Annotated in this window: 22 protein-coding genes; 10 read left to right on the plus strand and 12 right to left on the minus strand. The window is 74.2% G+C overall.

All coding sequences use genetic code 11. From position 1 onward, the window contains the following. From AB0469_RS14035 to AB0469_RS14050, 4 genes are all read right to left on the minus strand, one after another. The coding region (locus AB0469_RS14035; protein ID WP_366451588.1) for a transglycosylase family protein at window positions 1-1178 on the minus strand (1178 nt) is incomplete at its 3' end. A gap of 155 nt (window positions 1179-1333) precedes the next feature. Further along, the gene (locus tag AB0469_RS14040) at window positions 1334-2992 is read right to left on the minus strand and encodes a CHAP domain-containing protein (RefSeq protein WP_366451589.1); all 1659 of its coding nucleotides are present in this window, start codon (window positions 2990-2992) and stop codon (window positions 1334-1336) included. 168 nt (window positions 2993-3160) lie between these two features. After that, complete coding sequence (locus AB0469_RS14045) at window positions 3161-3439, minus strand: hypothetical protein (protein WP_366451590.1); 279 nt, start codon at window positions 3437-3439, stop codon at window positions 3161-3163. 304 nt (window positions 3440-3743) lie between these two features. Beyond that, the gene (locus AB0469_RS14050) at window positions 3744-5357 is read right to left on the minus strand and encodes an AMP-binding protein (protein WP_366451591.1); all 1614 of its coding nucleotides are present in this window, start codon (window positions 5355-5357) and stop codon (window positions 3744-3746) included. A gap of 146 nt (window positions 5358-5503) precedes the next feature. Here AB0469_RS14050 and AB0469_RS14055 point away from each other — a divergent pair, with 146 nt between their 5' ends. The 4 genes from AB0469_RS14055 (at window position 5504) to AB0469_RS14070 (ending at window position 9569) form a co-directional block, all read left to right on the plus strand. Then, window positions 5504-6697: an amidohydrolase family protein gene (locus AB0469_RS14055; protein ID WP_366451592.1), complete on the plus strand. Its 1194-nt coding sequence runs from the start codon at window positions 5504-5506 to the stop codon at window positions 6695-6697. Further along, window positions 6697-7851, plus strand: a complete 1155-nt coding sequence (locus tag AB0469_RS14060) for an acyl-CoA dehydrogenase (protein WP_366451593.1) — start codon at window positions 6697-6699, stop codon at window positions 7849-7851. The genes AB0469_RS14055 and AB0469_RS14060 overlap by 1 nt, the downstream gene beginning before the upstream one ends. Before the next feature lie 6 nt (window positions 7852-7857). Beyond that, window positions 7858-8778: an acyl-CoA dehydrogenase family protein gene (locus tag AB0469_RS14065; protein WP_366451594.1), complete on the plus strand. Its 921-nt coding sequence runs from the start codon at window positions 7858-7860 to the stop codon at window positions 8776-8778. Window positions 8779-9107: 329 nt separating this feature from the next. Then, complete coding sequence (locus tag AB0469_RS14070; RefSeq protein ID WP_042814661.1) at window positions 9108-9569, plus strand: ATP-binding protein; 462 nt, start codon at window positions 9108-9110, stop codon at window positions 9567-9569. Window positions 9570-9745: 176 nt separating this feature from the next. On the opposite strand, the gene AB0469_RS14075 is transcribed toward AB0469_RS14070, so the two are convergent. Together AB0469_RS14075 and AB0469_RS14080 are read right to left on the minus strand one after the other, a co-directional pair. Continuing rightward, window positions 9746-11185, minus strand: a complete 1440-nt coding sequence (locus AB0469_RS14075) for a pentapeptide repeat-containing protein (RefSeq protein WP_366451595.1) — start codon at window positions 11183-11185, stop codon at window positions 9746-9748. Window positions 11186-11217: 32 nt separating this feature from the next. Next, the gene (locus tag AB0469_RS14080; RefSeq protein WP_366451596.1) at window positions 11218-11877 is read right to left on the minus strand and encodes a TetR/AcrR family transcriptional regulator C-terminal domain-containing protein; all 660 of its coding nucleotides are present in this window, start codon (window positions 11875-11877) and stop codon (window positions 11218-11220) included. A 73-nt stretch (window positions 11878-11950) separates the two neighbouring features. Here AB0469_RS14080 and AB0469_RS14085 point away from each other — a divergent pair, with 73 nt between their 5' ends. Beyond that, a complete protein-coding gene (locus AB0469_RS14085) occupies window positions 11951-13372 on the plus strand; it encodes an FAD-dependent monooxygenase (RefSeq protein ID WP_366451598.1) in 1422 nt (473 codons plus the stop codon). Window positions 13373-13775: 403 nt separating this feature from the next. Here the strand turns inward: AB0469_RS14085 and AB0469_RS14090 are convergent, their stop codons facing one another. After that, the gene (locus tag AB0469_RS14090; RefSeq protein WP_366451600.1) at window positions 13776-14435 is read right to left on the minus strand and encodes a dihydrofolate reductase family protein; all 660 of its coding nucleotides are present in this window, start codon (window positions 14433-14435) and stop codon (window positions 13776-13778) included. A 186-nt stretch (window positions 14436-14621) separates the two neighbouring features. Here AB0469_RS14090 and AB0469_RS14095 point away from each other — a divergent pair, with 186 nt between their 5' ends. Next, on the plus strand, window positions 14622-15245 hold the full coding sequence (locus tag AB0469_RS14095; RefSeq protein WP_366451601.1) for a hypothetical protein: 624 nt from the start codon (window positions 14622-14624) through the stop codon (window positions 15243-15245). Window positions 15246-15341: 96 nt separating this feature from the next. Here the strand turns inward: AB0469_RS14095 and AB0469_RS14100 are convergent, their stop codons facing one another. After that, window positions 15342-16268 carry a cyclase family protein gene (locus tag AB0469_RS14100; protein WP_366451602.1) on the minus strand — a complete coding sequence of 309 codons (927 nt, stop codon included), beginning with the start codon at window positions 16266-16268 and terminating at the stop codon, window positions 15342-15344. Between the two features lie 100 nt (window positions 16269-16368). Here AB0469_RS14100 and AB0469_RS14105 point away from each other — a divergent pair, with 100 nt between their 5' ends. From AB0469_RS14105 to AB0469_RS14115, 3 genes are read left to right on the plus strand one after another with little or no spacing between them, the layout of a single operon-like run. Further along, entirely contained in the window at window positions 16369-17280 is a 912-nt protein-coding gene (locus AB0469_RS14105) for an SDR family oxidoreductase (protein WP_366451604.1), read from the plus strand. Window positions 17281-17303: 23 nt separating this feature from the next. After that, window positions 17304-18503 (plus strand): acyl-CoA dehydrogenase family protein, encoded by a 1200-nt coding sequence (locus AB0469_RS14110; protein ID WP_366451605.1) that lies wholly within the window; start codon window positions 17304-17306, stop codon window positions 18501-18503. Continuing rightward, complete coding sequence (locus tag AB0469_RS14115; protein ID WP_366451606.1) at window positions 18500-19576, plus strand: Zn-dependent alcohol dehydrogenase; 1077 nt, start codon at window positions 18500-18502, stop codon at window positions 19574-19576. The genes AB0469_RS14110 and AB0469_RS14115 overlap by 4 nt, the downstream gene beginning before the upstream one ends. Window positions 19577-19969: 393 nt before the next feature. Here the strand turns inward: AB0469_RS14115 and AB0469_RS14120 are convergent, their stop codons facing one another. Further along, window positions 19970-20587: a flavin reductase family protein gene (locus AB0469_RS14120; protein WP_366451667.1), complete on the minus strand. Its 618-nt coding sequence runs from the start codon at window positions 20585-20587 to the stop codon at window positions 19970-19972. A gap of 243 nt (window positions 20588-20830) precedes the next feature. Between AB0469_RS14120 and AB0469_RS14125 the strand changes: the two genes are divergently transcribed. Further along, entirely contained in the window at window positions 20831-21625 is a 795-nt protein-coding gene (locus AB0469_RS14125; protein ID WP_366451607.1) for a VOC family protein, read from the plus strand. Window positions 21626-21717: 92 nt separating this feature from the next. Here the strand turns inward: AB0469_RS14125 and AB0469_RS14130 are convergent, their stop codons facing one another. The 3 genes from AB0469_RS14130 to AB0469_RS14140 form a co-directional block, all read right to left on the minus strand. After that, window positions 21718-22533, minus strand: a complete 816-nt coding sequence (locus AB0469_RS14130) for an enoyl-CoA hydratase-related protein (protein WP_366451608.1) — start codon at window positions 22531-22533, stop codon at window positions 21718-21720. 232 nt (window positions 22534-22765) lie between these two features. Then, on the minus strand, window positions 22766-25000 hold the full coding sequence (locus AB0469_RS14135) for an acetate--CoA ligase family protein (protein ID WP_366451609.1): 2235 nt from the start codon (window positions 24998-25000) through the stop codon (window positions 22766-22768). Between the two features lie 191 nt (window positions 25001-25191). Then, window positions 25192-26349, minus strand: a complete 1158-nt coding sequence (locus AB0469_RS14140; protein ID WP_366451610.1) for an NAD(P)/FAD-dependent oxidoreductase — start codon at window positions 26347-26349, stop codon at window positions 25192-25194. Between the last annotated feature and the right edge of the window lie 98 nt (window positions 26350-26447).

Below are 26447 nucleotides of genomic sequence, written 5' to 3' on the forward strand. Positions count from 1 at the left end.
CCGAACTCGGCTTCGGTCATGGCGCGCTTCTTGCCGCCGGTGACCTGCCAGACGGTGGGGTCGCCCTGGGCGAGGACCATCGTGCCGTCGGCGGGGGCGGTCCTGGCGGCGGCCGCGTGCAGCCACTCACCCGGGACGACCTCCAGAGGGCGCTTGTCGTAGCCGAGGCCGGTGAAGTCGGCGTAGGACAGCGTGACGGCCTTGCCGCCCGCCATCACGTAGACGGTGGGGTCGGCGGCGCTCTTGACGATCGTGCCGTTGACCAGCTGCTTGGCGGCCGCGGCGGCCAGCCAGCTGGTCGGGACGCCCATCTCGGCGCGCTGGTCGTACCCGTTGGCCGTCCACTCCGGGGCGGAGATGTGCACGGCGGTGCCGTTGACTATCACGTAGCGGTTCGGGTCCTTGCCCGACTGGTCCAGGACCACGGTGCCGTTGGCCGGGGCCTTGGCGGCGGCGGCCTGCAGCCAGGCGGTCGGGACGCCCATGTCCGGGAGGGTGTCGTACCCGTTGGCGGTCCAGTCGTCGGCGCCGATGTGCAGGGCCGCGCCGCCGATGATCACGTACCGGCCGGCGCCGCCGGCCTGGTCGTGTACGACCGTACCGGCGGGCGGGGTGCTCGCCAGGCCGTTGAACGCCGCGTCCTCGATCAGCACGATCCTGGCGAGGTCGTAGTGGTCGGGCGTGACGTCGGAGCCCGCGACCGGGATGCCGGCGCCCTTGACCATCACCTTCACGGCCGGGCCGTTCGGGGACTTCACGAGGGTGCCGTCGGCGAGCGAGGCCGGGCTCGGGTAGGAGGGGCCCGACGGGTACGGGTCGGCGTGGTCGTAGGCCAGGCCGGCGGCCGCGCCGCAGCTGCCCCAGGCGCCCGCACCCTGGCCGGCGAGGATCTTCTCGGCGGTGAGGATCTGCTGCTGCTTGGTCGCCTGGTGAGGGTAGGAGGCGTACCGGGTGCCGCCGTACGCGTCCCAGGTGCTCTTCAGTATCTGGAGGCCGCCGTAGTAGCCGTTGCCGGTGTTGATGCTCCAGTTGTCGGTGCTCTCGCAGTGCGCGACCTTGTCCCAGGTGGAGACGGACGCGGCCGAGGCGGTGGTGCTCGCGGCGAGCGGGGCGGCGATGGCGAGGAGGGCGGTGGCGGCGGCGAGCAGTACGGACTTCTTGCGGGCGGCGGAGCGCATGACGGTGTCCCTCGGGGTGTCTGTGGCGGCGGGGCGGAGGCTGCGGGGCGGCGGGCCGCCGGAGGCCCGTGCCGCCCGGCCGGTGGGGGCCGGGCGGCACGGGGTGTTGCTCAGGAGGTGCTCCGGCGGTGTGCCGGGGATGTTCCGGGGGAGCGTCAGGCGGTCGGCAGGGGGGCCGGCGCCGGGGTCGGCTGGACGGTCGGCAGGGAGGCGACGAGGGCGGCCGGGACGCTGACGACCTGGTCGAAGGAGGCCTTGCCGGGGCCGAACTCGGCTTCGGTCATGGCGCGCTTCTTGCCGCCGGTGACCTGCCAGACGGTGGGGTCGCCCTGGGCGAGGACCATCGTGCCGTCGGCGGGGACCGCCTTGGCGACGGCGGAGGCCAGCCACTCGGCCGGCAGCGTCTCCAGGGGGCGCTTGTCGTAGCCGAGGCCGGTGAAGTCGGCGTAGGACAGCGTGACGGCCTTGCCGCCCGCCATCACGTAGACGGTGGGGTCGGAGGCGTTCTTGACGATGGTGCCGTCGGCCAGCTGCTTGCTGACGGCGCCGGCGAGCCAGGCGCCGGGGACGCCCATCTCGGGACGCTGGTTGTAGCCGTTGGCCGTCCACTCGGCGGCGGAGATGTGCACGGCGGTGCCGTTGACCACCACGTAGCGGTTCGGGTCGGTGGTCGACTGGTCCATGACCACGGTGCCGTTGGCCGGGGCCTTGGCGGCGGCGGCCTTCAGCCACTCGCCGGGGACGCCCATGAGGGTCATCTCGTTGTAGCCGTCGGCCGTCCACTCCGCGGCCGAGATGTGCAGGGCGCCGCCCTCGACCATCACGTAGCGGGCCGGGTCCTTGCCCGTCTGGTCCATGACCACCACGCCGGTGGTGATCTGGCGCTGCGCGGCGGTCTTCAGCCAGGCGGTCGGGACGCCCATGTCCGGGCGGTTGTTGTAGCCGGCGGCGGTCCAGTCCTCGGCGCCGATCTTCAGGGCGGCTCCGTCGATGATCACGTAGCGTTCGGCGCCGCCCGCCTGGTCGTGCACCACGGTGCCGGCCGGCGGGGCGCTCGCCAGGGAGCGGAAGGCCGAGTCGTCGATGAGGACGATCTTGCTGAGGTCGTACTTGTCCGGCGCGACGTCGGAGCCCGCCACGGGGACGCCGGCGCCCTTGACCATGACCTTCACCTCGGGCCCGTTCGGCGACTTGACGAGGGTGCCGTCCGCGAGGGAGGACGGGGCCGGGTAGGAGGGCTTGGTGGTGCCGGCCGGGGAGATGTAGCCGCTGATCCGCTGGCCCCAGGGGGAGGAGCCGACCTGCCACTCGTCGGTGCTGTTGGTGCTGACGTGGCCCGGGTAGCCGCCCTGGTTGCCGCCGGTGATGGTGACCCAGTTGCCGGAGACGGCGGTGACGATGGCCACGTGGTCGTCGGCGTAGCTGCCGCCGTGGTTGTAGACGACGGCGTCGCCGACGTGGGGGGTGTTCGAGAGGGTGCCGTTCTTGACGCCGTAGTCGTAGAAGCTGTCGGCCATGTCGTTCAGCGTGGACAGGCCGGTGACCCCGTTGCGGGCCCAGACCCAGCCGGCGAAGTCGGCGCACCAGGCGTGGGTTCTCTGGCCGTTGTAGCAGCTGCTGTTCTGGTTGGGTCCGCCGACGTAACCACCGTGGGCGCAGGCGCCGTTGCCGTTCTCGGCGCGGGCCGTGGCGGCGATGCCGTCGGTGAGTGCCGAGGCGCTGGCCGGCGAGGCGAAGATCATGGTGGCGGCGGTCGCGGCGAGGGCCGAGGTGGAGGCGACGCGGATGGCGGTGGCCTTGGGGTTCTTGGGCATGGCTGAACTCCTGCGGGCGTGAAGAGACGTGTGGTGGCGCCGCGGGATGCCGCGGGCGGGCCCGTTCGGGGGCCGGAAGGGGTGGGGCTGTGCACCGTGGTGGCGGTGGGACGGCTGCCCTGCAGGAACAGCGGTCGGTGGGCCGGGCGGTCGGTGGCCGGGAAGGCGCTAGGGGGTGAGCAGCGGGCTCAGGTGGTAGGCGCGGCCCGCTCCGGTGCCGAGGACGGCCTTGAGGAGGCGGGTCGCCTTCCGGTGGGCCTGGTCGTCGTCCTCGGCGCGGACGAAGAGGGCCACGCTCAGGCCCGTCGGCAGCGGGCGCACCCGTACGTGTTCGAGGGCGTGCTCCGGACCCGCGTGGGCCCACAGGGCGTCCTGGAGGAGGCTCGCCCCGCTCTCGGTACCCGGTGCCCCGGTGTGGCTGAGGAGGGGCAGTCGGACGAGGAGCATGCCGGTCAGTCCCAGCTGATGACGTCAGTGCGGGCGGTGCGGGCGGTGCGGGCGGCGCAGGCGTGGATGCGGTGGAGCGGAGCGGTTTTCGACATGGCGGTGCCCCCTGACGGCTGGTGCTGGTGGACCCGGAAGGCGGACGTCCGGGCCTCGGGGGCGAGTCCCGCCCCTGCGGCCCCGGCTTCGGGTTCCGTTCCCGCCGCCGTTCCGGTGATCACCATCCTGCTGCCCGCGGAAGACGCGCGGAAGGGGGTCGGCCCGGCACCAAGAGGTCAGTCACCTTGGTGACAGCGGTCCCGCGGCGTCAGGAGTAGCGCTCGCGCAGGCGGTACTTGAGGACCTTGCGCAGGGCGTCGTTGCGGGGCAGGGCGTCGACCAGCTCCAGCTGCTCGGGGAGCTTGTACGGGGAAAGGCCCTGGGAGCGGAGGTAGGCAGTCACCTGGGGGAGGGTCAGCGGGGCGGCGCCCGCGGGCTGCTCGACCACGGCGCAGACGCGCTCGCCGCGTTCCTCGTCCGGGAGGCCGATGACGGCGACGTCGCCGACCGCGGGGAGCTGGTGGAGGAGGTCCTCGATCTCCTTCGCCGAGATGTTCTCGCCCTTGCGGATGATCACGTCCTTGCTGCGTCCGGTGAGGACCAGGTGGCCGGAGGGGGTGAGGTGGCCGAGGTCGCCGGTGATCAGGTAGCCGTCGGCGTCGAAGACCCCGGCGGTGTCCTTCCGGCCGAGGTAGCCCTGGCAGACCGCCTCGCCGCGCAGCCGGACCTCGCCGTCCGTGCCGGCGGGCAGGGGGGTGCCGTCGGGGGTGGTGATGCGGATCGACATGCCCTCCGGGGGGCGGCCCTCGGTGGTGGCGAGGTTCTCGGGGGTGTCGTCCGGGGAGCCCATGGTGATCATCGGGACCTCGGTCATGCCGTACCCGTGGGTGAGCTGGCAGCCCAGCTCGCGCACCACCGCGTGGTAGATCTCCGGCGGCTTGGGGGCGCCGCCGCCCGCGAGCAGGCGCAGGCTCGGGATGAGGGGCGCGGCCGGGTCCTTGCGCTGCTCGGCCAGGAACATGGAGTAGAAGGCGGTGGAGCCGCCGGCGATGGTGACCCCGTGGCGGCGGTAGCCGTCCAGGGCGCCGGGCATGGCGAACTTCTCGAAGAGCACCGCCGGGAACCCGTAGAGCAGCAGCATCACCGTGTAGTCGGGCCCGGCGATGTGCGCGTACGGGAAGGCCATCGAGCCGACGTCGGACGGGGTCAGGCACAGGGCGTGGGCGAGGCAGGAGCCGCCCGCGATCAGGGAGCGGTCGGTGTGCAGGACGCCCTTGGGGTCGGAGGTGGTGCCGGAGGTCCAGTAGATCCAGCGGACGGAGGTCCCGTCGGAGGGCGGCGGGGGCAGGACGGCCGGGTCGCCGTCGGGGAGGTCCGCGTACGCCTCGAACACCCCGCGCGCGCCGAGGCGGGTGGCCATCGCGGTGTGGTCGAAGCCGCGCCAGGTGCCGGGGACGGCGAAGTGCTCGGCCCCGGACTCGCGCAGAGCGAAGGCGACCTCGCGGTCGCGGTAGAAGGGGATCACGGGCGACTGGACGGCGCCGAGGCGGGCGAGGGCGGCCGACAGCAGGACCGTCTCGATGCGGGTCGGGAGCTGCCAGGCGACGACGGTGCCGGGGCGCACGCCCCTGCCGTACAGGCCGGCGGCGACGCGTTCGGCGCGGTCGCGCAGGGCGCCGAAGGTGAGGGTGCGGTCGGCGGCGGGCCGCTCGGCGGCCTCGATGAGCACCGGGGCGTGGGGGGTGAGGGCGGCGCGGCGGGCGATCAGCTCCCAGAGGGTGCGGGAGCGGCCGAGTTCCGTGGCGACGGCCTTCGCCGTTCCGTCCGCAGCCGTTCCGTCCGTCGCCGTTCCGTCCGTCGCCGTTCCGTCCGTCGTCGTCATCGCGGACCTCCCCCTGGGCGTGCCGGCGCGCGGCCAGCTGACGGTTAGTCAGATCAAGGGCAGAGCGTAGGGCGCCGGCGCTTGTCGGTCCAGGGGTGGCGGGGCTAGCTTGTTTCTGACGATCCATCAGATTGGGGAGCGCGCACATGGCACTGGAACTGCCTCGGATCATCAGCGTCGACGACCACGTGATCGAGCCCGCCCACCTCTTCGACGTGTGGCTGCCCGCGAAGTACCGCGACCGCGGCCCCAAGGCCCTCACCGCCGGCATCGGCGAGCTGGAGTACACCGGCGGCAAGTACGTGATCTCCATGGACCCCGACGGCCCGCCGACCGACTGGTGGATCTACGAGGACCTGAAGTTCCCGTACAAGCGCAACATCGCCGCCGTCGGCTTCGACCGCGACGACATGACCCTGGAGGGCATCACCCGCGAGGAGATGCGCCGCGGCTGCTGGGACCCCGGGGCGCGGCTCCTCGACATGGACCTCAACCACGTCGAGGCCTCCCTCTGCTTCCCCACCTTCCCCCGCTTCTGCGGACAGACCTTCGCCGAGGCCCACGACAAGGAGGTCGCCCTCGCCTGCGTGCGCGCCTACAACGACTGGATGGTCGAGGAGTGGTGCGGCGACAGCGGGGGCCGGCTGATCCCGCTGTGCATCATCCCGCTGTGGGACATCGACCTGGCCGTCGCCGAGATCCGCCGCAACGCCGCCCGCGGCGTGCGCGCCGTGACCTTCTCCGAGATCCCCACCCACCTCGGGCTGCCGTCCATCCACTCCGGCTACTGGGACCCCTTCTTCGCCGTCTGCCAGGAGACCGGCACGGTCGTCAACATGCACATCGGGTCCTCGTCGCAGATGCCCGCCGCCTCCCCCGACGCCCCGCCCGCCGTCCAGGCCTCGCTGAGCTTCAACAACGCCATGGCCTCGATGATGGACTTCCTCTTCAGCGGGGTCCTGGTGAAGTTCCCGGCGCTGAAGCTCGCCTACAGCGAGGGCCAGATGGGCTGGATCCCGTACGCCCTCGAACGGGCCGACGACGTCTGGCAGGAGCACCGCGCCTGGGGCGGGGTCCGCGGCCTGATCCCCGAGCCGCCGTCCACGTACTACTACCGGCAGATCTACTGCTGCTTCTTCCGCGACAAGCACGGCATCGCCTCGCTTGACGCCGTAGGCCGCGACAACGCCACCTTCGAGACCGACTACCCGCACGTGGACTCGACCTTCCCGCACACCAAGGAGGTCGCCCTCGACCACGTGGAGGGCCTGGACGACGAGACCGTGTACAAGCTGATGCGCGGCAACGCCATCCGCATGCTCGGCCTGGACCTCGTCTGATGGACCTGGCCCACTCGGAGGAGGAACGGGAGTTCCGGGCCCGGCTGCGGGAATGGCTCGCCAAGGTGCTGCCCGAACTGCCGCCCAGGCCCTCGCCGGACGACTGGCCGGGCCGCCGCGCCTACGACCTGGGCTGGCAGCGCCGGCTGTACGACGCCGGGTACGCGGGCCTGCACTGGCCGGTCGACGCCGGCGGGCGCGGCGCCACCCCGACCCAGCACCTGCTCTTCCTGGAGGAGACCGAGCGCGCCGGCGCCCCCTACGTCGGCGCGAACTTCGTCGGCCTGCTGCACGCCGGACCGACGATCGCCGCCGAGGGCACCGCGGAGCAGCGGGCGCGCTGGCTGCCGCCCGTGCTGCGCGGGGACGAGGTGTGGTGCCAGGGGTTCAGCGAACCGGGCGCCGGTTCCGACCTGGCGGCGCTGCGGACGAAGGCCGTGCGGGACGGGGACGCGTACGTGGTCACCGGCTCCAAGATCTGGACCTCGCACGCGGAGGTGGCCGACTGGTGCGAGCTGCTGGTGCGCACCGACCCGGCCGCGCCGAAGCACCGGGGGATCTCCTGGCTGGCCCTGCCGATGGACGCGCCCGGCGTCACGGTCCGGCCGCTGCGCACCCTCGCGGGATCGGCCGAGTTCGCGGAGGTGTTCCTGGACGAGGTGCGGGTGCCGGTCGCCAACCGGGTCGGTGCCGAGAACGACGGCTGGCGGGTCACGATGGTGACCCTCTCCTTCGAGCGGGGCACCGCCTTCGTCGGCGAGGTCGTCGCCTGCCGCCGGACCCTGGGCGCGCTGGCGCGGGCGGCGAAGGCCGACGGCCGCTGGGACGACCCCGTGCTGCGGCGCCGGCTGGGCCGCCTGCACGGGGAGTTCGGCGCGCTGTGGCGGCTCACGCAGTGGAACGTCAGCGAGGCGCAGGGCTCGGAGGGGGTCCCCGGCGTCGGGGGCAGCGTCTTCAAGCTGGCGTACTCGCACGCACGGCAGGAGCTGTACGACGCGGCGGCGGAGGTGCTGGGGGCCGGCGCCCTGTCCCTGGAGGAGGAGTGGACGCTGGAGCGGCTCTCGTCGCTCTCGTACACGATCGCGGCGGGCACCTCCCAGATCCAGCGGAACATCGTCGCCGAGCGGATCCTCGGCCTGCCGAAGGGGCGGTGAGCGGTCGTGGACTTCCGGCTGACGGAGGACCAGCGGGACCTGCGGGCGGGCGTCCGCGACCTGCTCGCGGGGCGGTACGGGCGGGAGGCGCTGCGGGAGTCGGTGTCCCGCGGCAGGTCCGTGGACCGGGGGCTGTGGCGGGAGCTGGGCGGGGCGGGGTTCTTCTCGCTGCGGCTCCCCGAGTCCGAGGGAGGGGTCGGGCTGGGCCTGCCGGAGGCGGTGCTCGTCTTCGAGGAGGCCGGGCGGGCCCTGGTGCCCGGGCCGCTGGTGGCGACGCACCTGGCGGCCGGCGTGGTCCCCGGGGCGGCTGAGGGCTCGGCGGTGGTGACGGCCTTCGACCTGGGCGGGCCGCTGGTGGCGCACCTGGGGGAGGCGGACGCGGTGCTCGGGCTGGCGGGGCCGCCGCCCGCCGGCGAGGCGGTCCGCTCGGTGGACCCGCTGACCCCGCTGTGGCGCTCCGCCGGGGCGCCGCCCGCCGGGTTCCGGGAGGAGGGGGCGCTGCTGACGGCGGCGCTCCAACTGGGCAGCGCACTGCGGACGGTGGAGCTGGCGGTGCGGTACGCGGGGGAGCGCGAGCAGTTCGGGCGGCCGATCGGGGGCTTCCAGGCGGTCAAGCACCTGTGCGCGGGGATGCTGGTGCGCGCCGAGGTGGCCCGTACGGCGGTGTACGCGGCGGCCGTGACGGGTGACGCGGCCGAGATCGCGGCGGCGAAGCTCCTCGCGGACGAGGCGGCGGTGCGCGGCGCGCGGGACTGCCTCCAGGTCCACGGCGGGATGGGCTTCACCTGGGAGGCGGACGTGCACCTGCACCTGAAGCGGGCCTGGGTGCGGGCGGAGCAGTGGCGTACGGCGGCGGAGGCCGAGGAACTCCTGGCGTCCCGCCTGGGGGAGGAGGCGGAGGCGGATCGCCGGGGGCCGAGGGCATAGCAGGCTGTCACGGAAGGGCACGGGGGCAACAACGCGGGACTCATGTCCGATTACAGAGAGTTGATATCGGTTTGTGTCCTGCGCCCTCCCCGATACGGCCCGGAGGCGGGGGCGTGCCACGGTACGCTCCCACGATGCGAGTGGTTGAGCGGCACGGGCGGCATGGGCGTCGCACAGTATGCACCACGCCTACTCCTTCGCGCTGGAATATGCCCGAAGCGCTTGTTGTGGTGACTGTATGTCAACCATGCTGCTCGGCAAGGGGATCACGTTCGGTGATCCCGTCCTGTCGCGAGGCGAAGTGTCCGCCGGTTCGGATGGTGTGAGCGGTGCAGGTGCTTCAGGTGCAGCTGGAGGTAGGACCGGACCCCGCCGAGGTCGGCCGGGCGCGCCGGTGGGCGCGTTCCCGGCTGGCGGGGTCGGGGATAGGGGACGACGAACCGCTCGCGGAGACGCTGATCCTGCTGATCTCCGAGCTGGTCACGAACGCGGTCGTGCACACGGGCTGTCCGGCCGTGCTGCGGATGCTCCTCGGGGGGCCGGGCGTACGGGTGGAGGTCGCCGACGCGAGCGACCGCGCCCCGGCCCGCCGGCAGGCCGGCGGCGACGACACGGGCGGGCGCGGCCTGGAGCTGGTGGACGGTCTCGCGGACCGGTGGGGCTGGCAGCGCGAGGGCGCGGGCAAACGCATCTGGTGCGAGATCGACCGCGCGGCGGCGCAGGCGCCGGCGGCCCCGGCGGGGTCCGCGAAAAAAGTCGTGCTGAAGCGGGAACCGCGCGTGTACCTCTAACGAGGTGTTGACGGTTCGTCACGGGTTGATCACCCTGGTGGTGAGCGATTCGTCGCGAGGGGACGCCAAGGGTCCTGTGCCTTGACGAGTGCGGGTCGTGGGGTGGCGGCTGCCGTGCCGCGCTCGGGGCGTGCACGAACGCACGCCGCCACCCGCAGGTTCCCTCCCGCGGCACGTCAGTCCCGGGCGTCCCGTGCACCTGTCCACCGGACTTCGGCGTCGCTGCCGCCGGTGCGGAGCCAGTGTTCCAGGGACGGGCCCGCCAGGGAGCGGGACGTGCCGGCGGGGGTGGTGAGGGTGGCCGGTCCGGTGAGGGTGCCGGTCAGGCCCGTGACGACCGTGGTGTCGTCCAGGGTCACTTCGAAGGTGTTCTCGCCGAGCCGCGCTCCGGTGAGGTCCGCGCCGCGCAGGTCGGTGTGCAGGAGGGTCGCGCCCAGCAGGCGGGCGCCGCGCAGGCGCGCGCCGCGGGCGTCGGCGCCGTAGAGGTCGGTGCGGGTGAGGTCGGCGCCGTCCAGGACCGTGCCGCGCAGGTCGGCGCCGTCCAGGTCCGCCCGGACGAAGCAGGCGCCGGTGGCGTCGGCGCCGGTGAGGTCCGCCGCCTGGAGGTGGCTGCGGTGGAAGTCGGTGCCGGCGAGGCGGGTGCGGGCCAGGCCGGCGGCGCAGAGGAGGGAGGAGGAGAGGTCGGCCCCCGACAGGTCGGCTCCGCTGAGGTCGAGGGAGGAGAGGTCGACTCCGCCGGGTCGGCCCCCGGCCCCGTCCTCCACCCACTTCCACAGCCAGTGCGCCGCCTCCGGGTCGACGGGCAGCAGTACGCGCCAGGGGAGGACGGCCGGGCGGCGGTGCCGGTACCAGGGGGTGCTCGACGGGTCGGCGCCGAGCTCCTCGCCGGCGTCGTCGACCGTCAGTTCGCGGAAGCGGGCGTCGAGGGTGGCGACGGCGGTGCGTACGGGGCCGGGGAGGGCGGGGAGCGCGGCTTCCAGGCGGTCGCGGGCGTCCAGGTCCGCGCGGTACAGGTCGGCGTCGTACCAGCGTGCGGGGGGCCAGCCGGCGGCCATGCGGGAGATCAGGGCCTCCCAGGGGTGGAGGAGGCTCCGGTGTTCGCCCAGGGCGTCCGCGACGGGGGTCCGGGGCGGCACGCCGTGGACGACGGAGGGCAGTCCCTCCACCTCGGCCTCGGGGAAGGCGGCGAGCCCGGCCTGGGTGGCGTACACGCGGAACCAGGGCTGGTCCTTCGCGATGTCGAGGTCCTCGATGGCCGCGTAGGTGGCCCAGCCCTGAGGCAGGAGCACCTTCCGGATCCACGGCTCCCTGCCCCACTCGACCAGCACCGGCGTCCCCGACTCCCGTGCCAGGACGGCGGCGAGCTCCTCGGGGGCGGGGGGTGCGGCGACCGCCGGGGTGGCGTAGACGTGCACCATGCCGCGGAGGTCGCCGGCGCGGAGGACCTCGTACTCGCAGGTGACCAGGGCGGTGTCCCGGTTCCGGCCGTCGACCGTCCCCTCCGGGGCCACGTCCACCCGCGCCGCGGGCACCCCGAACCCCTGGGCGAGGGCCCTGGCCAGGGCGTCCGCTGCGGGCGCGGCGGCCGTGAGGAATCCGTACGCCGTCCCGTTCATCGCCGCCGCTCCGTCGTCATCCGTCCAGGATGTCAGCCGCGGGGCGTCGGCCCGTACCGGTTTTCGATGCCCGCGACGACGAGGGCGAGGCCTTCCTCGAAGCCCGTGTCGTAGTCCTGGAAGAGGTCCGCTCCGGCGCCGGCGGCGAGGGGGTAGTCGGCGAGGCGTTCGGCGCGTTCGGCGACGTCGAAGCCTTCGCGGCGCTCGCCCGGGAGGGGTTCGACGCCCTGTTCCTCCGTGACGAAGCCGAGGGTGAAGAAGTACGCCGTGGTGGTGGCGCGGACGGCCTGCGGGAGCGTGAAGCCGGCCTCGGTGAGGGCGCGGAGGCCGGCCTCCATCCCGGCCGCGTGCTCGGTGCCGGTGAAGCGGGAGCCGCTGAACACCTTCGCGCCGTCGCGGTAGCGGAGCAGGGCGGTGCGCAGGCCGCGGTTGGCGGTCAGGAGGTGGTCCTGCCAGGAGGGGCCGGGGGCGAGGGGGGAGTCCGCCGTCATCCGGCGGTACATCTCCGTGGCCATCTCGTCGAGGAGTTCCTGCTTGTTCTTGAAGTGCCAGTAGAGGGCGGGCGCCTGGACGTCCAGCTCCTTGGCGATCGCGCGCAGGCTCAGGCCGTCGAGGCCGACCTCGTTGAGGAGCCGCAGGGAGGTGTCGACCGCCTGCTTCTTGTCCAGCTTCGGGGATCTGCGAGTAGCCACGCTTGACAGTTTAACAGCGTTAAGTGCATGGTTCGGGAGTTGGAACTTAACGCTGTTAAGGAGAGTGGTCGTCATGGACGCGGACGTGGACGTGCTGGTCGTCGGGGCCGGTGCCGCCGGGCTGGCGCTCGGGGTCGACCTCGCGCGGCGGGGCGTACGGGCCCTGGTCGTGGAGCGGGACGGGCGGCTCTTCCCCGGGTCCCGCGGCAAGGGGATCCAGCCGCGGACGATGGAGGTCTTCGACGACCTCGGGGTCGGCGACGCCGTCCGGGCGGCGGGCGGTCCGTACCCGGCCGGGATGATCTGGCGGGCCGGCGAGCGGCTCGGCGAGCACGCGATGTGGGACGAGACGGAGCCGGAGGAGGGCTCGCCGTACCGCGAGCCCTGGATGGTGCCGCAGTGGCGCACCCAGGAGGTCCTCTTCACCCGGCTCGGCGAGCTCGGCGGGCGGGTCGCCTTCGGGCGGGAGCTGGTCGCGATCGTGCAGGACGGGGACGGCGTGACGGCCGGGTTCGCCGACGGCGGGCCGGTGCGGGCGAGGTACGCCGTCGCCGCCGACGGCGGGCGGTCCACGGTGCGGCGGCTGCTCGGGATCGGGATGACCGGCGAGACCGTCGACCCGGACCCCGTCCTGGTGGCCGACGTGCGCATCAGCGGACTCGACCGCGACCACTGGCACATCTTCCCGCCGGCGGACGGCGAGGGCTTCCTCGCCGTCTGCCCGCTCGCCGGGACGGAGGACTTCCAGGTCGCCGCGCAGATGGCGGCGGAGGACGGCCGTACGGTCGACCTCTCCCTGGAGGGGCTGCGGGCGGTCGTCGCCGCCCGGTCGCACCTGGATCCGGCCGCGGTGACGGAGGTCCGCTGGGCCTCCGACTTCCGGCCGCGGGCGGCGCTGGCCGACCGGTTCCGGGAGGGCCGGGTCTTCCTCGCCGGGGACGCCGCGCACGTCCACTCGCCGGCCGGCGGACAGGGGCTCAACACCAGCGTGCAGGACGCGTACAACCTGGGCTGGAAGCTGGCCGTGGTGCTGAGCGGCGCCGCGCCGGAGTCGCTGCTCGGCACGTACGAGGCCGAGCGGCGGCCCGTCGCCGCCGACATGCTCGGCCTGTCCACCCGGATCCACCGCGGCCAGGCCCGCCGCGGCGCCGCCACGCAGCAGCTCGGCCTCGGCTACCGCGGCTCCTCCCTGGCGGTGGAGACCCGTACGGACCTCCCCGCCGGAGCCCTGCGCGCCGGCGACCGGGCCCCGGACGGGGCGTGGGAGGGCGCGCGGCTCTTCGACGCCTTCCGGGGGCCGCACTGGACCCTGCTGCTGGTGGGTGAGGTCCCCCCGGCGGAGCTGCCGGGGGCGCGGACGGTGCGGATCCCGTCGTACGGGGCGTACGGCGACGGGGCGTTCCTCGTGCGGCCGGACGGCTACGTGGGCTGGGCGGGGGAGACGGCGGAGGGGGTCGCCCCGTACGCGGCCGGTGTCGGCGTCGGGGTCGGCTGAGGGGCCGGCGGCTTCCCGGCACGGCGGTGGAGGCCGTCGTCCTCCAGCCGGACCTCGAAGGAGTTCTCCTGCGCGACCGCGTGACTGAAGTCCCCGCCCCGGAAGTCGACCCGAAGGCTGCCTCTGCGCCGGCGGGCCGGTGAACTGGCGGCGCAGGTCGCGGCCGAACAGTTCGTCCCTCCGCTCGCCCCGCAGGGCCCGCCGCCTGGGGAGGGGGCCCCGGCCGCCCTCCGCGGTGCAGTACGTGGTCCGGCCGTCGGCGTCGAGGGCGTCGAGGACGGCGCCGCCGAGGAGCGTGTCGGGCGGGTTGCCGCCGCAGGCCGCCGCGGTGCCGAGGCGCAGGCTCACGCCCGTCAGGTCGATGGAACTGCGTCGAGGTCGAGCGTCTGCGGACTGGCGCGGGCTAGCGGCGCCAGAACAGGTGGTGGGTGACCCCGCTCGGGCTGGGGACCACGTCCCTGTGGAAGCGGTCGAGGAGTTCGTCCGGGGAATCCCACAGGCGCAGGCCGGAGCCGATGTCCACCGGCGAGACCGCGATGTGGAGGGTGTCGACCAGGTCCGCGTCAAGGAACTCGCGGACGGTGGTCACCCCGCCGCCGAGGCGGACGTCCTTGCCCTGCGCGGCCTCGCGCGCCCGGTCCAGGACGGTCGCCGGGTCGGCGTCGACGAAGTGGAAGGTGGTGTCGGAGAGGGTGAGGGAGGGGCGCGGGTGGTGGGTCATGACGAACACCGGGGTGCGGAAAGGAGGTTCGCCGCCCCACCAGCCCTGCCAGTCGGCGTGGTCCTCCCACGGGCCGCGGTAGGGGGTGAACTTGTTGCGGCCCATGATCTCCGCGCCGATGTTGCGCCCCCAGTCGCGGGTGAAGTAGTCGTCCAGCCCGCGGCTGCCGCCCGGCTCGGTGCGGTTGGGCCAGCTCGCGGTGGCACCGGCCCAGGCGAACATGGCGGAGGGGTCGATGGCGCCGCCGAAGGGATGCTCCAGGCTCTGGTCCTCGCCGGCGGCGATGCCGTCCCGCGAGACCATGAAGTTGTGGACCCGCAGGAGCTGGGGGTTGCTCGTCATGTCGGTCGCCTCGTCTTCCTGTGGTGGTGGAAGGGAGACTGCCGGGCCGGGGCGGACTCATCGGTACGGGCGCGGGACGGCGCGCGGACTTGCCGCCTTCGGCGTAATCCCGGTGGTGTGCCGGGCGCGGACCGGCCCGGGGTGCGCCGGGGCCGGTGGCCGGCACCGGCTGGCTAGCATCGCCGCATGGGTGTGGACATGACGGTCCTGGTCGTCGACTGGGCGCACGTGACGGACCTGGCACCGGAGGACCGGCTGCGGGTGGTGCAGGAGTCGGCGTACGCGGACGACGACCCCGACGGAGACGGCGGCGTCGTCGACGGGTGGGTGTGGCCGGCCGCCGGGTCGGAGCCGGCCTGGCTGGGGCGGTACGAGTTCCCGGGCACGCTCGGCTCGTACAAGCCGCACTTCCGGGCCGCGGAGGGCTGGGAGAAGGTCCGGGGCGCCGCCGGGGGCGGGGTGCGGGCGGCGCTGGACGCGTTCCTGGAGGGGTTGATCTGGTGGGGGCCGCGGGCCGACGTCGACGCGGAACAGGTCGACCCCGGGGTGTTCCCCTCGCTGGACGGGCTGTGGAGGTCCGGGCCGCTGATCGTGCGCGGCCCGGCGACGGTGGCCCGGCTGCGGCGGAGGTGGCTCGAGGCCGCCCCGGGGCTGGAGGGTCTGCGGGTCCCGTACGCGGAGCTCGCGGGCCGGGAGCCGGGGCAGTGGGTGTCCGGCTTCGAGGAGTTCGCCGAGCTGGTGGCGGGCTGGGGCGAGGTGGTCGGCGAGGCGGAGCGGCGGGGGTGGGGGGTCATCGGCCTGCCGATCTAGGCGGTCTCTTTCGGATCTTGCCGGGTGGCGCGGGTCGGGCGAGATCCGTAAGGGACGGCCTGGTCCTGCCGTCCCGGCCGGGTGGCCGTGTGCGGGTCAGAGGACGGCGACCGGGGCGACCGGGGTGCCGGTGCCGCCGACGAAGGGCTCCGGCATCGCCGAGAGGAGGAACGCGTAGCGGGAGGCTTCCGCACAGGCTGTGGACAGGGCCTCCAGGTTCCAGTTCTGGCCCTGGTGCATGCCCATCTCGACCAGGTCGAGCGCGTGCACCGGCAGCCACAGGTTGTCGATCTCCGGCGGGAAGATCTCGAAGGTGAGGGTGTCGTTCGCGACGGCCGCCACGTCGCGGGCGTGGAACCACTGCGGGGTGCGGACCGAGAGGCCGGGCGACGGGAAGCCGTAGCCGTGCCGGTCGCCCGCCAGGTAGACCTGGATCTGGCCGGTACGGACGAGGACGACGTCCCCCGCGCGGACGGTGACCCCGCCGAACTCCTCCGCCTCGGCCAGGTCCTCGGGGGTGACGGCGTGGCCGCCCGGGAGCCGGTCCAGGCCCTTCGCGCGGGCCACGTCGAGGAGGACCCCGCGCGAGACGATCGGGGCGGCCTTGTCGATGCCGCTGTACAGGGCCCGGGCGTGCGCGGTGATCGTGGAGGCGGGGCGGCCGTTGTAGATCCGGCCCGAGTGGGAGACGTGGGTCAGGGCGTCCCAGTGGGTTGCCGCCTGGAGGCCCATCGTCACGGCGTCGTCGCTGCAGGCCACCGTGCCCGGGCCGAAGAGCTCCTGGTTGATCTGGACCATGGTGTGGAGCGGGTTGATCCGCCCCGGGATCATGCCGGCCTGCACCCCGTCCTCCTTCAGCGGGAGGGCCAGGGGGATGCGGCGCCCCGTGCGGACCTCCGCGGCCGCCGCCCGGACGACCTCCTCGGTGATCAGGTTCAGGGTGCCGATCTCGTCGTCGGCCCCCCAGCGTCCCCAGTTGTTGACGCGTTTGGCGATCTCGTGGAACTCGGGGGGCAGGGTCATGGCCGCCATCCACTCCTTGGACGAACAGGGGCTTGTGGGAAGGGATCTGACTGGTCATAGAATCTAACGGACCGTCAGAAAGAGCGGGAAGGGGCCGGACGTGGGGAACTTCTTGGCAGGCAAGGTCGTCGCCGTCACCGGTGCGGGCCGGGGCATCGGACGCGCCGTGGCACTCGCCGCCGCCGCCGAGGGCGCCAGGGTCGTCGTCAACGACTACGGCGTCGGGATCGAGGGGAACGCGCCCACCAGCGAGGTGGCGGAGGACGTCGTCAAGGAGGTCCTGGCGGCCGGCGGCGAGGCCGTGGCCGTCGCCGACGACATCTCCACCATGGCCGGCGGCCAGCGCGTCGTCGACACCGCCCTCGCCGAGTACGGGCGCATCGACGGGGTGGTGTGCGTCGCGGGCATCCTGCGCGAGCGGATGCTCTTCAACATGTCCGAGGAGGAGTGGGACCCCGTCGTCGCCACCCACCTCAAGGGCACCTTCACCGTCTTCCGCGCCGCCTCCGCCGTCATGCGCCGGCAGGGCTCCGGCACGCTCATCGGCTTCACCAGCGGCAACCACCAGGGATCCGTCGCCCAGGCCAACTACAGCGCCGCCAAGGGCGGGATCATCTCCCTCGTCCGCAGCGCCGCCCTCGGACTCGGCAAGTACGGGGTCACCGCCAACGCCGTCGCCCCCGTCGCCCGGACCCGGATGTCCGCCAACGTGCCCATGGAGCTCAAGGAGATCGGCGAGCCCGAGGACGTCGCCGCGCTCGTGACGTACCTGCTCAGCGACCGCGCCAAGGCCGAGGGCATCACCGGGCAGGTCTACACGATCGCCGGCCCGAAGATCGCCGTCTGGGCCCAGCCGCGCGAACTGCGCGCCGGGTACGCCGAAGGGGCCTGGACCCCCGAGAAGATCGCCGACTTCCTCCCCGGCACCGTCGGCACCGACCCGATGCCGATGCTCGCCCAGCTGGAGGCCATGGCCAAGGCGGCCGCCGCCAAGGACCGCCCGAACGCCTGAGGGCCGGGAGAAGGGGAAGCAGCGTGGACTTCAGCTTCGGCCCGGAGGCCGGGGAACTGCGCGCCCGCGCCCGCGCCTGGCTCGCCGAACACCTCGTCGGCCCGTACGAGGAGGCCATCGGCCTCGGCGGGCCCGGCAGCGAGCACGAGGGCGTCGGCGCCCGCCGCGCCTGGGAACGGGAGCTCGGCCGCGGCGGCTGGATCGGCACCGGCTGGGACGCCCCGCCCGGCGCCTACGGACAGCAGCGGCTCTCCCTCACCGGCCAGGTGGTCTGGGCGGAGGAGTACGCCGCGCGGCGCGCCCCCGGCCGGGTCGGCCACATCGGCGAGAACCTCCTCGCCCCCACCCTCCTCGCCCACGGCACCCCCGAGCAGCGGGCCCGCTTCCTGCCCGGCATCGCCCGCGGCGAGGAGCTGTGGTGCCAGGGCTACAGCGAACCCGACGCCGGGTCCGACCTCGCCGGGCTGCGCACCGCGGCCGTCCGGGACCCGGCGGACGGGCTGCTGCGCGTCACCGGCCAGAAGATCTGGACCTCCCTGGCCCGCGAGGCCGACTGGTGCTTCGTCCTCGCCCGCACCGAGCGCGGCTCGCGCCGCCACCACGGCCTGTCCTTCCTCCTCGTCCGGATGGACCAGCCGGGCCGGGTGGAGGTCCGCCCCATCCGGCAGATGTCGGGGACGACCGAGTTCAACGAGGTCTTCTTCGACGGGGCCGTCGCGGAGGAGGTCGTCGGCGGCGAGGGCAACGGCTGGAGCGTGGCCATGGGACTGCTCGCCCTGGAGCGCGGGGTCTCCACCCTGGTCCAGCAGATCGGTTTCGCGGCCGAACTGGAACGGGTGGTCACGGCGTACGCGGCTTCGGGCGCGCCCGATCCGGTGCTGCGGGAGCGGCTCGTACGGCAGTGGGCCGAGCTGCGCACCATGCGCTGGAACGCCCTGCGGACCCTGGGCGAGCCCGGGGACGCCGGCGCGCCGAGCGTCGCGAAGCTGCTGTGGGGCGGCTGGCACCGGCGGCTCGGCGAGCTGGCGGTGGCGGTCGGGGGCGCACGGGCCACCGCCGGGCCGGGGCCCTGGGCGCGGGGGGTCCCGTACGAGCTCGGACTCGACGGGGAGCAGCGCCTGTTCCTGTTCACCCGGGCCGACACGATCTACGGCGGCTCGGACGAGATCCAGCGGAACATCATCGCCGAGCGGGTGCTCGGCCTGCCTAAGGAGCCCAGGTGAGAGGCGTCGTGTTCGACGGCAAGCAGGCCCAGGTGGTCGGGGACCTGGAGATACGGGAGCCGGGGCCGGGGGAGGTGCTGGTCGCGATCACCGCGGCCGGGCTGTGCCACAGCGACCTTTCGGTGATCGACGGGACGATCCCCTTCCCGCCGCCGGTGGTGCTCGGGCACGAGGGGGCCGGGGTGGTCGAGGCGGTGGGGCCGGGGGTGACGCACGTGGCTCCGGGTGACCACGTGTCCCTCTCCACCCTCGCCAACTGCGGGGCCTGCGCGGACTGCGACCGCGGCCGGCCGACGATGTGCCGCCGGGCGATCGGGATGCCGGACCGGCCGTTCTCGCGGGGCGGGCAGCCGCTGTTCCAGTTCGCGTCGAACTCGGCGTTCGCGGAGCGGACCCTGGTCAAGGCCGTGCAGGCGGTGAAGATCCCCGAGGAGGTCCCGATGACCTCGGCCGCGCTGATCGGCTGCGGGGTGCTCACCGGGGTGGGGGCCGTGCTGAACCGGGCGAGGGTGGGGCTCGGGGAGACCGTCGTGGTCATCGGGACGGGCGGGATCGGCCTGAACGTCATCCAGGGGGCCCGGATCGCGGGCGCGTCCGTGATCGTGGCCGTGGACGCGAACCCGGCGAAGGAGCCGGTGGCGCGGCGGTTCGGCGCGACGCACTTCGTGGACGCCTCGGCGGCCGGGTCCCCCGCCGACGCCTCGGCGGCGGTCCGGGAGGTCCTGCCGACGGGGGCGGACCACGCCTTCGAGTGCGTGGGCAGCGTGAAGCTGATCCGGCAGGCCGTGGACCTGCTGGACCGGCACGGGCAGGCGGTGCTGCTGGGCGTGCCGGGGTTCAAGGAGGAGGCGTCGTTCCTGGTCTCCTCGATGTACCTGGACAAGACGATCATGGGATGCCGGTACGGGTCCTCGCGCCCCCAGCGCGACATCGTGCTGTACGCCGAGCTGTACCGGCAGGGGAAGCTGCTGCTGGACGAGCTGGTGACGGAGGTCTACCCGGTGGAGGACTTCGCGAAGGCCGTGGACGACGCGCGGCACGGACGGGTGGCGCGGGGCGTGCTCACGTTCTGAGAGGCGGCCGGCGGCCCGGCGCGCGTCACGCGCGCCGGGCCAGCCAGGTCAGGGCGAGGGCCGGGGCCGGGACGGCGAGGACGGTCCACAGGCGGTGCGGGCGCCGCCGGGGCCTTGGCCAGGGAGACCTTCGGCGGTCTGCGGCCGGCCGGATGGGAGGCCGCGGCCCAGCAGACGGCGAAGGCCGCGGAGGCGCCGGCGAGGGCGAGCTCGACGGCCAGGGGCGGGTACGGGCTCACCCCGGCCAGACTGCAGACGACCGCTCCGAGGGCGCTCGTCGGCATCAGCCATCCCGTGGTGGTCGTCCACCGCGTGCGCCCGGGTTCGTACGTCCTCTTCATGGCCCCCGCCCGTTCCGAGACGGGCAGGATAACCGGGCCGGGGCGGCCGGGGTCAGTCGGCCAGGCGGCCGAAGCGGCCCTGGTGGAAGAGGAGGGGGGCGCCCTCGCCCTCCGCGCCCATGGCCTCGACCCGGCCGACGACGATCAGGTGGTCCCCGCCGGTGTGGACGGCGTGGATCCGGCAGTCGATCCAGGCGGGGACGTCGTCGAGCTGCGGGGACCCGGTGGCCGGGGCGGGCCGGTGGGAGACGCCGGCGAACTTGTCGGCACCGCTGACGGCGAAGGAGCGGCAGAGCTCCCCCTGGTCCGCGCCCAGGATGTTGACGCAGAACACCCCGGCGCGGGCGATGCGCGGCCAGGTGGTCGACGTACGGGCCACCATGAAGGTGACCAGGGGCGGGTCGAGGGAGAGCGACGCGAAGGACTGGCAGGCGAAGCCCGCCGGCCCCTCCTCGCCGTCGGCGGGCGGGGCGGTGATGACCGTGACCCCGCTGGCGAAGTTGCCGAGGACGGCCCGGAACTCGGCGGGGCTGACGGGCGCGCGCTCGTCCTCGCCGACGGCCCGCAGGTCGGGGCGCGGGAGGGCGTCGACCTGCGCGGGACCGGGCTCCCCGGCCGCGGAGGTGGGGGAGCCGGCTGACCTGAGGTATCGGACGACGGTGGCCGCCATCCCTGCGTGTCCCATCACCCTCCGATTGAACCTGACGGCTCGTCAGATGAGAAGGGGTGTGGAAGCCCGGGTGGGGGGCGGGGCGCAGGCGCGCGTGCGGGGGCGCGGGTGCGGGTGCGGTGCCGGGTGCGGTGACGCCGAACGGGTGAATCCGACCGGCCGTGGCGGCCCGTACGCCCTCCGGCGGGTGGGGGGTGGGCAGGGTGGCGAGCGACTGCGCGGCACCTACCTGTGGAGGACCTGATGCTCGGCACCGACTTCCGGACCGGATCGCCCAACTGGCTCGACCTCGGAAGCCCCGACACCGGCGCGGCCGCCGCCTTCTACCGGGCGGTCTTCGGCTGGGACTTCGTCTCCGCCGGGCCCGAGGCGGGCGGGTACGGCTTCTTCCGGCAGGACGGCAGGACCGTGGCCGCGCTCGGACCGCTGACGGAGGAGGGGGCGGACCCGGCGTGGACGGTGTACTTCCAGAGCCCCGACGTCCGGGCCACCGCCGACGCCGTGCTGCGCGCGGGCGGACAGGTGCGGGTGGTGCCGATGGACGTGATGGGCGAGGGCTGGCTGGCCCAGTTCACCGACCCGCAGGGCGCGCGGTTCGCCTGCTGGCAGCCCGGGAAGACGGGCGGGCTGGAGGTGGCCTCCGCCGAGAACAGCCTGGTGTGGGTGGAGCTGCACGTGCCGGACCCGACGGCGGCGCTCGTCTTCTACGGCCGGGTGTTCGGATGGCGGTCGGCGGAGATGGAGACGCCGGGGATGACGTACCGGGTGCTGAGCCTCGCCGAGGGCGACCAGCAGGACACCTCCTTCGGCGGAGTCGCGCCGCAGGGGGAGGGGGCGGGCGGGGCGTCGAACGCCCTGCCGCGCTGGGTGCCGTACTTCCACGTGGCGGACGCGGACGCGACCGTGGCGGCGGTGGAGGGGGCCGGGGGCGTGGTGCTGATGCCGGCGGCGAACGTGCCGGACGTCGGGCGGATCGCCTGGGCGGCGGACCCGGCGGGCGCGGTGTTCGCGGTGCTGAGGCCGGACCCGCGGATGTAGGCCCGGCGGGGAGCGGCTCCGCTTCAGCGGCCCGGGTACCCCGGGGTGCGGGCGGTCGTGCCTTCGGCGGTGGGCTGCGGGGGCGGCCCGGCTCAGCGGCCCAGGTACTTCGGGGTGCGGCGTTCCACGAAGCCGGCGACGCCCTCGTTGGCGTCGGCGGTGGTCATGTTGAGCTCCTGGGCGGCGGCCTCGGCGGCCAGCGCGGTGGCGCGGTCGCTGTCCAGGGAGGCGTTGACCAGCTGCTTCGTGAGCGCGAGGGCGCGGGTGGGGCCCTGGGCGAGGCGCTCGGCCCACGCGCGGGCGGCCGCCTCCAGCTCGTCGGCCGGGACGACCTTGTTGACGAGGCCGAGGCGGGCGGCCTCCTCGGCGGGGACGGCGTCGCCGAAGAACATCAGCTCCTTGGCCTTCTGCGGGCCGAGCAGGCGGGGCAGCAGGTACGCGCCGGCGCCGTCGGGGACGAGGCCGCGGCGGACGAACACCTCGATGAAGCGCGCCTCTTCGGCGGCGATGACGAGGTCGCAGGCGAGGGCGAGGTGGGCGCCGATGCCGGCGGCCGTGCCGTTGACGGCGGCGATGACGGGCTTCTCGCAGTCGAGGACCGCGGTGACGAGGCGTTGCGCCCCGAGGCGGATCATGCGGGACACGTCGCCGGCGACGCGGTCGGCGGTGGTGCCGGTGCCGGTGGCGTTGCTTCGGAGGTCGGCGCCGGCGCAGAAGCCCTTGCCGGTGGCGGTGAGGACGACGGCGCGGGTGCCGGGGTCGGCGGAGGCCTCGCCGAGCAGCGCGATGAGGCGCTCGCGCTGGTCCCGGGTGAGGGCGTTCATGGCGTCGGGACGGTTGAGGGTGATCCAGGAGACGCCGTTCTCGAACCGGTGCCGGATCTCGTCCGAGGGGGTTTCGGGGGGCATGAGGGCTCCGTTCGGGGGTGGGGTGGAGTGGTGCCGGGTGCCGGGTGCCGGGTGCCGGGTGCCGGGTGCGGATGCCGGTGGGCGGGCCGCTGCGCGGGGCGAGGTCCCCCACCCGCCCTTCCACCGTTCCCCGGGCGCTGCCCGGACCCGTTCCGTGCGCTACCGCGCCCGGTGCGTTCAAACGCCGCGCGGGCGGGAATTGCCGCGCAGCGGCCCCCGTGCCCGGCGGAGCTCAGTGGCAGATGGCGAGTGCGTCCAGCGCCACCGCCCCCTGCCCCCGCGGGAGCACCATCAGCGGGTTGATGTCCAGCTCCGACAGCTCGTCGCCCAGTTCCAGCGCCATCCGCTGGACCCGCAGCACCACCTCCACCAGCGCGTCCACGTCCGCCGGCGGAGCCCCCCGTACGCCGTCCAGCAGCGCGGCGCCGCGGAGTTCGCGGAGCATCGTGCGGGCCTGGTCCTCCCCGAAGGGGGGTACGCGGACCGCGGCGTCGTGGAGGACCTCCACCAGGACGCCGCCCAGGCCCACGGTGACGGTCGGGCCGAAGAGGGGGTCCCGGGTGACGCCGACGACCATCTCGACTCCGCGTTCGACCATCTGGCAGACCAGGATCCCGTCCAGCGGGACGTTCTCGTAGCGGGCGATGTCCGTCAGCTCGCGGTAGGCGTCGCGGATCTGGCTCGCCGAGGTGAGGCCCACCTTGACCAGGCCGAGCTCCGTCTTGTGGGCCAGCTGCGGCCCCGAGGCCTTCATGACGACGGGGTAGCCGACCAGGCCGGCGGCGCGGACGGCCGCCGCCGCGCTGGTGACCAGCTGCTCGCGGGGCACCCGGATCCCGTAGGCCCGCAGCAGCTGCTTCGCCGCGTGCTCGCTGAGCTGCTGGCCGGGGCGCATCAGGGCGCGGGCCTTGCGGTAGGAGGGGGAGGGGGTGCGGGGGGCCTCGTCGAAGGGGGAGCGGTAGGAGGCCGTGAAGCGGTGGTGGCCGAGGTAGGCGCGGACGGCGGTGATGCAGTTGCCGAAGGTGCGGAAGGTGGCCACGCGGGAGGAGCCGAGGAGGGTGGAGCGGTACGCCTCCTCGGTGCCGACGGGGGAGCCCCAGATGACGCAGACCAGCTTGTCGGTGGCTTCGGCGGCGTCGACGAGGTCCTGGGCGAGCCGGTCGCTCATCGGGGGGAAGGGGCCGGTGATCGGGCAGATCAGGACGCCGACGGAGGGGTCGGCGAGGATCGCGTCGATGATCTTGCGGCCGCGCCAGTCGCCCACGGGGTGGCCGCCGTTGTCGACGGGGTTGGCGACGTTGAGGTACGGGGGTATCCACTGGTGGAGCTCGGCCTGTTTGGCGTCCGAGAGGGTGGGGAGGGTGAGCCCGGCCTCGGTCGCCAGGTCGGAGAAGTGGGCGCCGGTGCCGCCGGATATGGAGTAGACGACGACCCCCTCGGCCTGCGGGGGCCTGGCCCGGGCGAGGAGGGCGGCGGTGTCCTGGAGTTCGTCGAGGCCGTCGACGCGGATGACGCCGAACTGGCGCATCGCGGCGTCCACGACGGTGTCGGCGCCGGTCAGCTTGCCGGTGTGGGAGGCGGCCATGCGGGCGCCGGTCTCCGTGCGGCCGACCTTGACGGCGACGACGGGGACGCCGTTGCGGGCGGCCCGGTCGGCGGCGAGGAGGAAGGACCGGCCGTCCTTGAGGCCCTCGACGTAGCAGGCGATGGCGCCGACCTCGGGCCGCTCGGCGAAGTAGGAGATGAAGTCGGCGGTCTCCAGGTCGGCCTCGTTGCCGGTGGGGGCCCAGTGGGAGAGGCGGATGCCCAGCTCCTGGAGGGCGTAGACGGGCCGTCCCTGGTGGCCGGACTGGGTGATCAGGGCGATGGCCGGGCCGTCGAGGTCCTCGCGGAACTCCTGGAAGGCGTTGAGGTTGGTGTTCGGGCCCAGCAGGCGCAGCCCCGAGCGCTGGACGGCGGCGGCCAGCCGGGCCTGGGCGGCGGCGCCGCTCTCGCCGGTCTCGGCGAAGCCGGAGGCGAAGGCGACCGCGAACCTGATCTTGGTGTCGGCGAGTTCCTCGATGACCGGGACCGGGTCGGCGACGAGCAGGACGGCGAGGTCGACCTGGTCGGGCAGCTCGGCCACGGAGGCGTGGCACGGCAGTCCGAAGACGGAGGTCCGGGTCGGGTGCACGGGGTGCACGCGGGCGCCGACGCGCTCCGCCCAGGCGATCAGCTGCCGGGTGATGCCGGTGTTGGGCCGGCCCTCGGTGTCGGAGGCGCCGATGACGGCCACGGACTCCGGCCGGAAGAACCGGTCCAGGTCGGGTACGTCGGAGTGCAGGGGCCGGCCGCTGACGTCCCGTTCGGCCGCGTTCCCGGCGGCCGGTGCCGCCGTGGAGTGGACGGCCGTCCTGGGGGTCTCCCCGCAGGCCTCGACCCGTGCGCGGAAGTCGGTGGTGAGGGTGCCGTGAGTAGATCCAAGCATCGCTTCGCCCGCCCTGCTCGATGAACCTCGATGGAGTCGTCGGTAGCTGACGTCTTGTCAGATTACTGAACTGACGCGCCGTCAGGAACAGGGATGCGCAGGAAAGGTGGTGGAGGTGGTGTGCCTGAACCGTGGCAGAGGTGCTCGGGCGCCGTCCAGACCGGATCCGGCCGAGGGGTGCCCGACCGGTCTCAGCGGGACAGGGCCCTGGCCACGCGCCGCGCGTCCCGGGCCAGTTCGCGGAACATCCCGCTGATCGGGTTCGTGTAACCGGTGAAGTACAGGCCCGGGGCGTGCGGGGCGGTGCGGGGGCCGTGGGCCAGGGGGCGGCCGCGGCCGTCCAGTACGTCCAGGTGTCCGACCAGGGCTTCGAGGCCCCGGCGGTAGCCCGTCGCGGCGATCACCGTGTCCGGGGTGAGCGCCGTTCCGTCGGCCAGGAGCACCCGGTCGCCGTCGAAGGCGGCCACGGCGGCCACGGGTTCGACCCGCCCCCCGCGCACCGCGTCGATCAGGCCCACGTCCTGCACCGGGACGGCGCCCTGGCGCGCCCTGCTGTACAGGCCCGACGCGGGCCGGGGGAGCCCGTGCGCGGACAGGTCCGGGACCGAGGCCTTCGCGACCAGCGCCCCGAGCCGGTCCACGAGCCGCACCGGCAGCCTGCGGACGAGGATCCCCGTGCGCTGCGCCGACCAGCCCAGCGTCGAGCGGCGCACCACGTGCGGGGCGGTGCGCACCGCGAGCCGCACCCGGGCCGCCCCGCCCTCGGCGAGGTCCACGGCTATCTCGGCGCCGGTGTTGCCGACGCCGACGACCAGCACGTCCCGCCCCGCGTACGGCGAGGGCTCGCGGTAGCCGGAGGCATGCAGCAGCCGCCCGGTGTACGTGCCGGCGCCCGGCCAGTCCGGCAGGTGCGGGGTGTGGTTGAAGCCGGTCGCCACCACCACGGCCCGGGCCGCCAGCAGCCGCCCGCCGGAGGCGTGCAGGGTCCAGCCGTCCCCGTCGGCGGCGCGCTCGATCCGGGTCACCTCGACGCCGGTGACCAGCTCCAGCTCGTGGTGCCCGGCGTACTCCTCCAGGTACCGGACCACGTCGGCCCGCGCGACCCAGCGCCCGAAGCGGCGCGGGATCGCCAATCCGGGCAGGGCCGACAGCCGCCGGGTGGTGTGCAGCCGCAGCCGCTCGTAGTGGCTCCGCCAGGAGGCGCCGACCGCGTCCGCCTTCTCGACGACCACGGCGCGCACCCCGCGGGCGCGCAGCGCGGCGGCGACGGCGAGCCCGCCGGGGCCCGCGCCGATCACGTACACGGGGCGCGGCTGGGTGCTGGTCAGATCGGGTGCGGGCGCGGGCATGAGGAGTGAGCGTATCGACACACAGCGTTGATGGGTCTCGGACGAGGAGGGAATCGATTGCGGATCGGTCACGGGGGCCGGCGGTGGTGGCCGGGGGC

It is taken from the genome of Streptomyces sp. NPDC093801 (assembly GCF_040701585.1).
GTDB lineage: Bacteria > Actinomycetota > Actinomycetes > Streptomycetales > Streptomycetaceae > Streptomyces.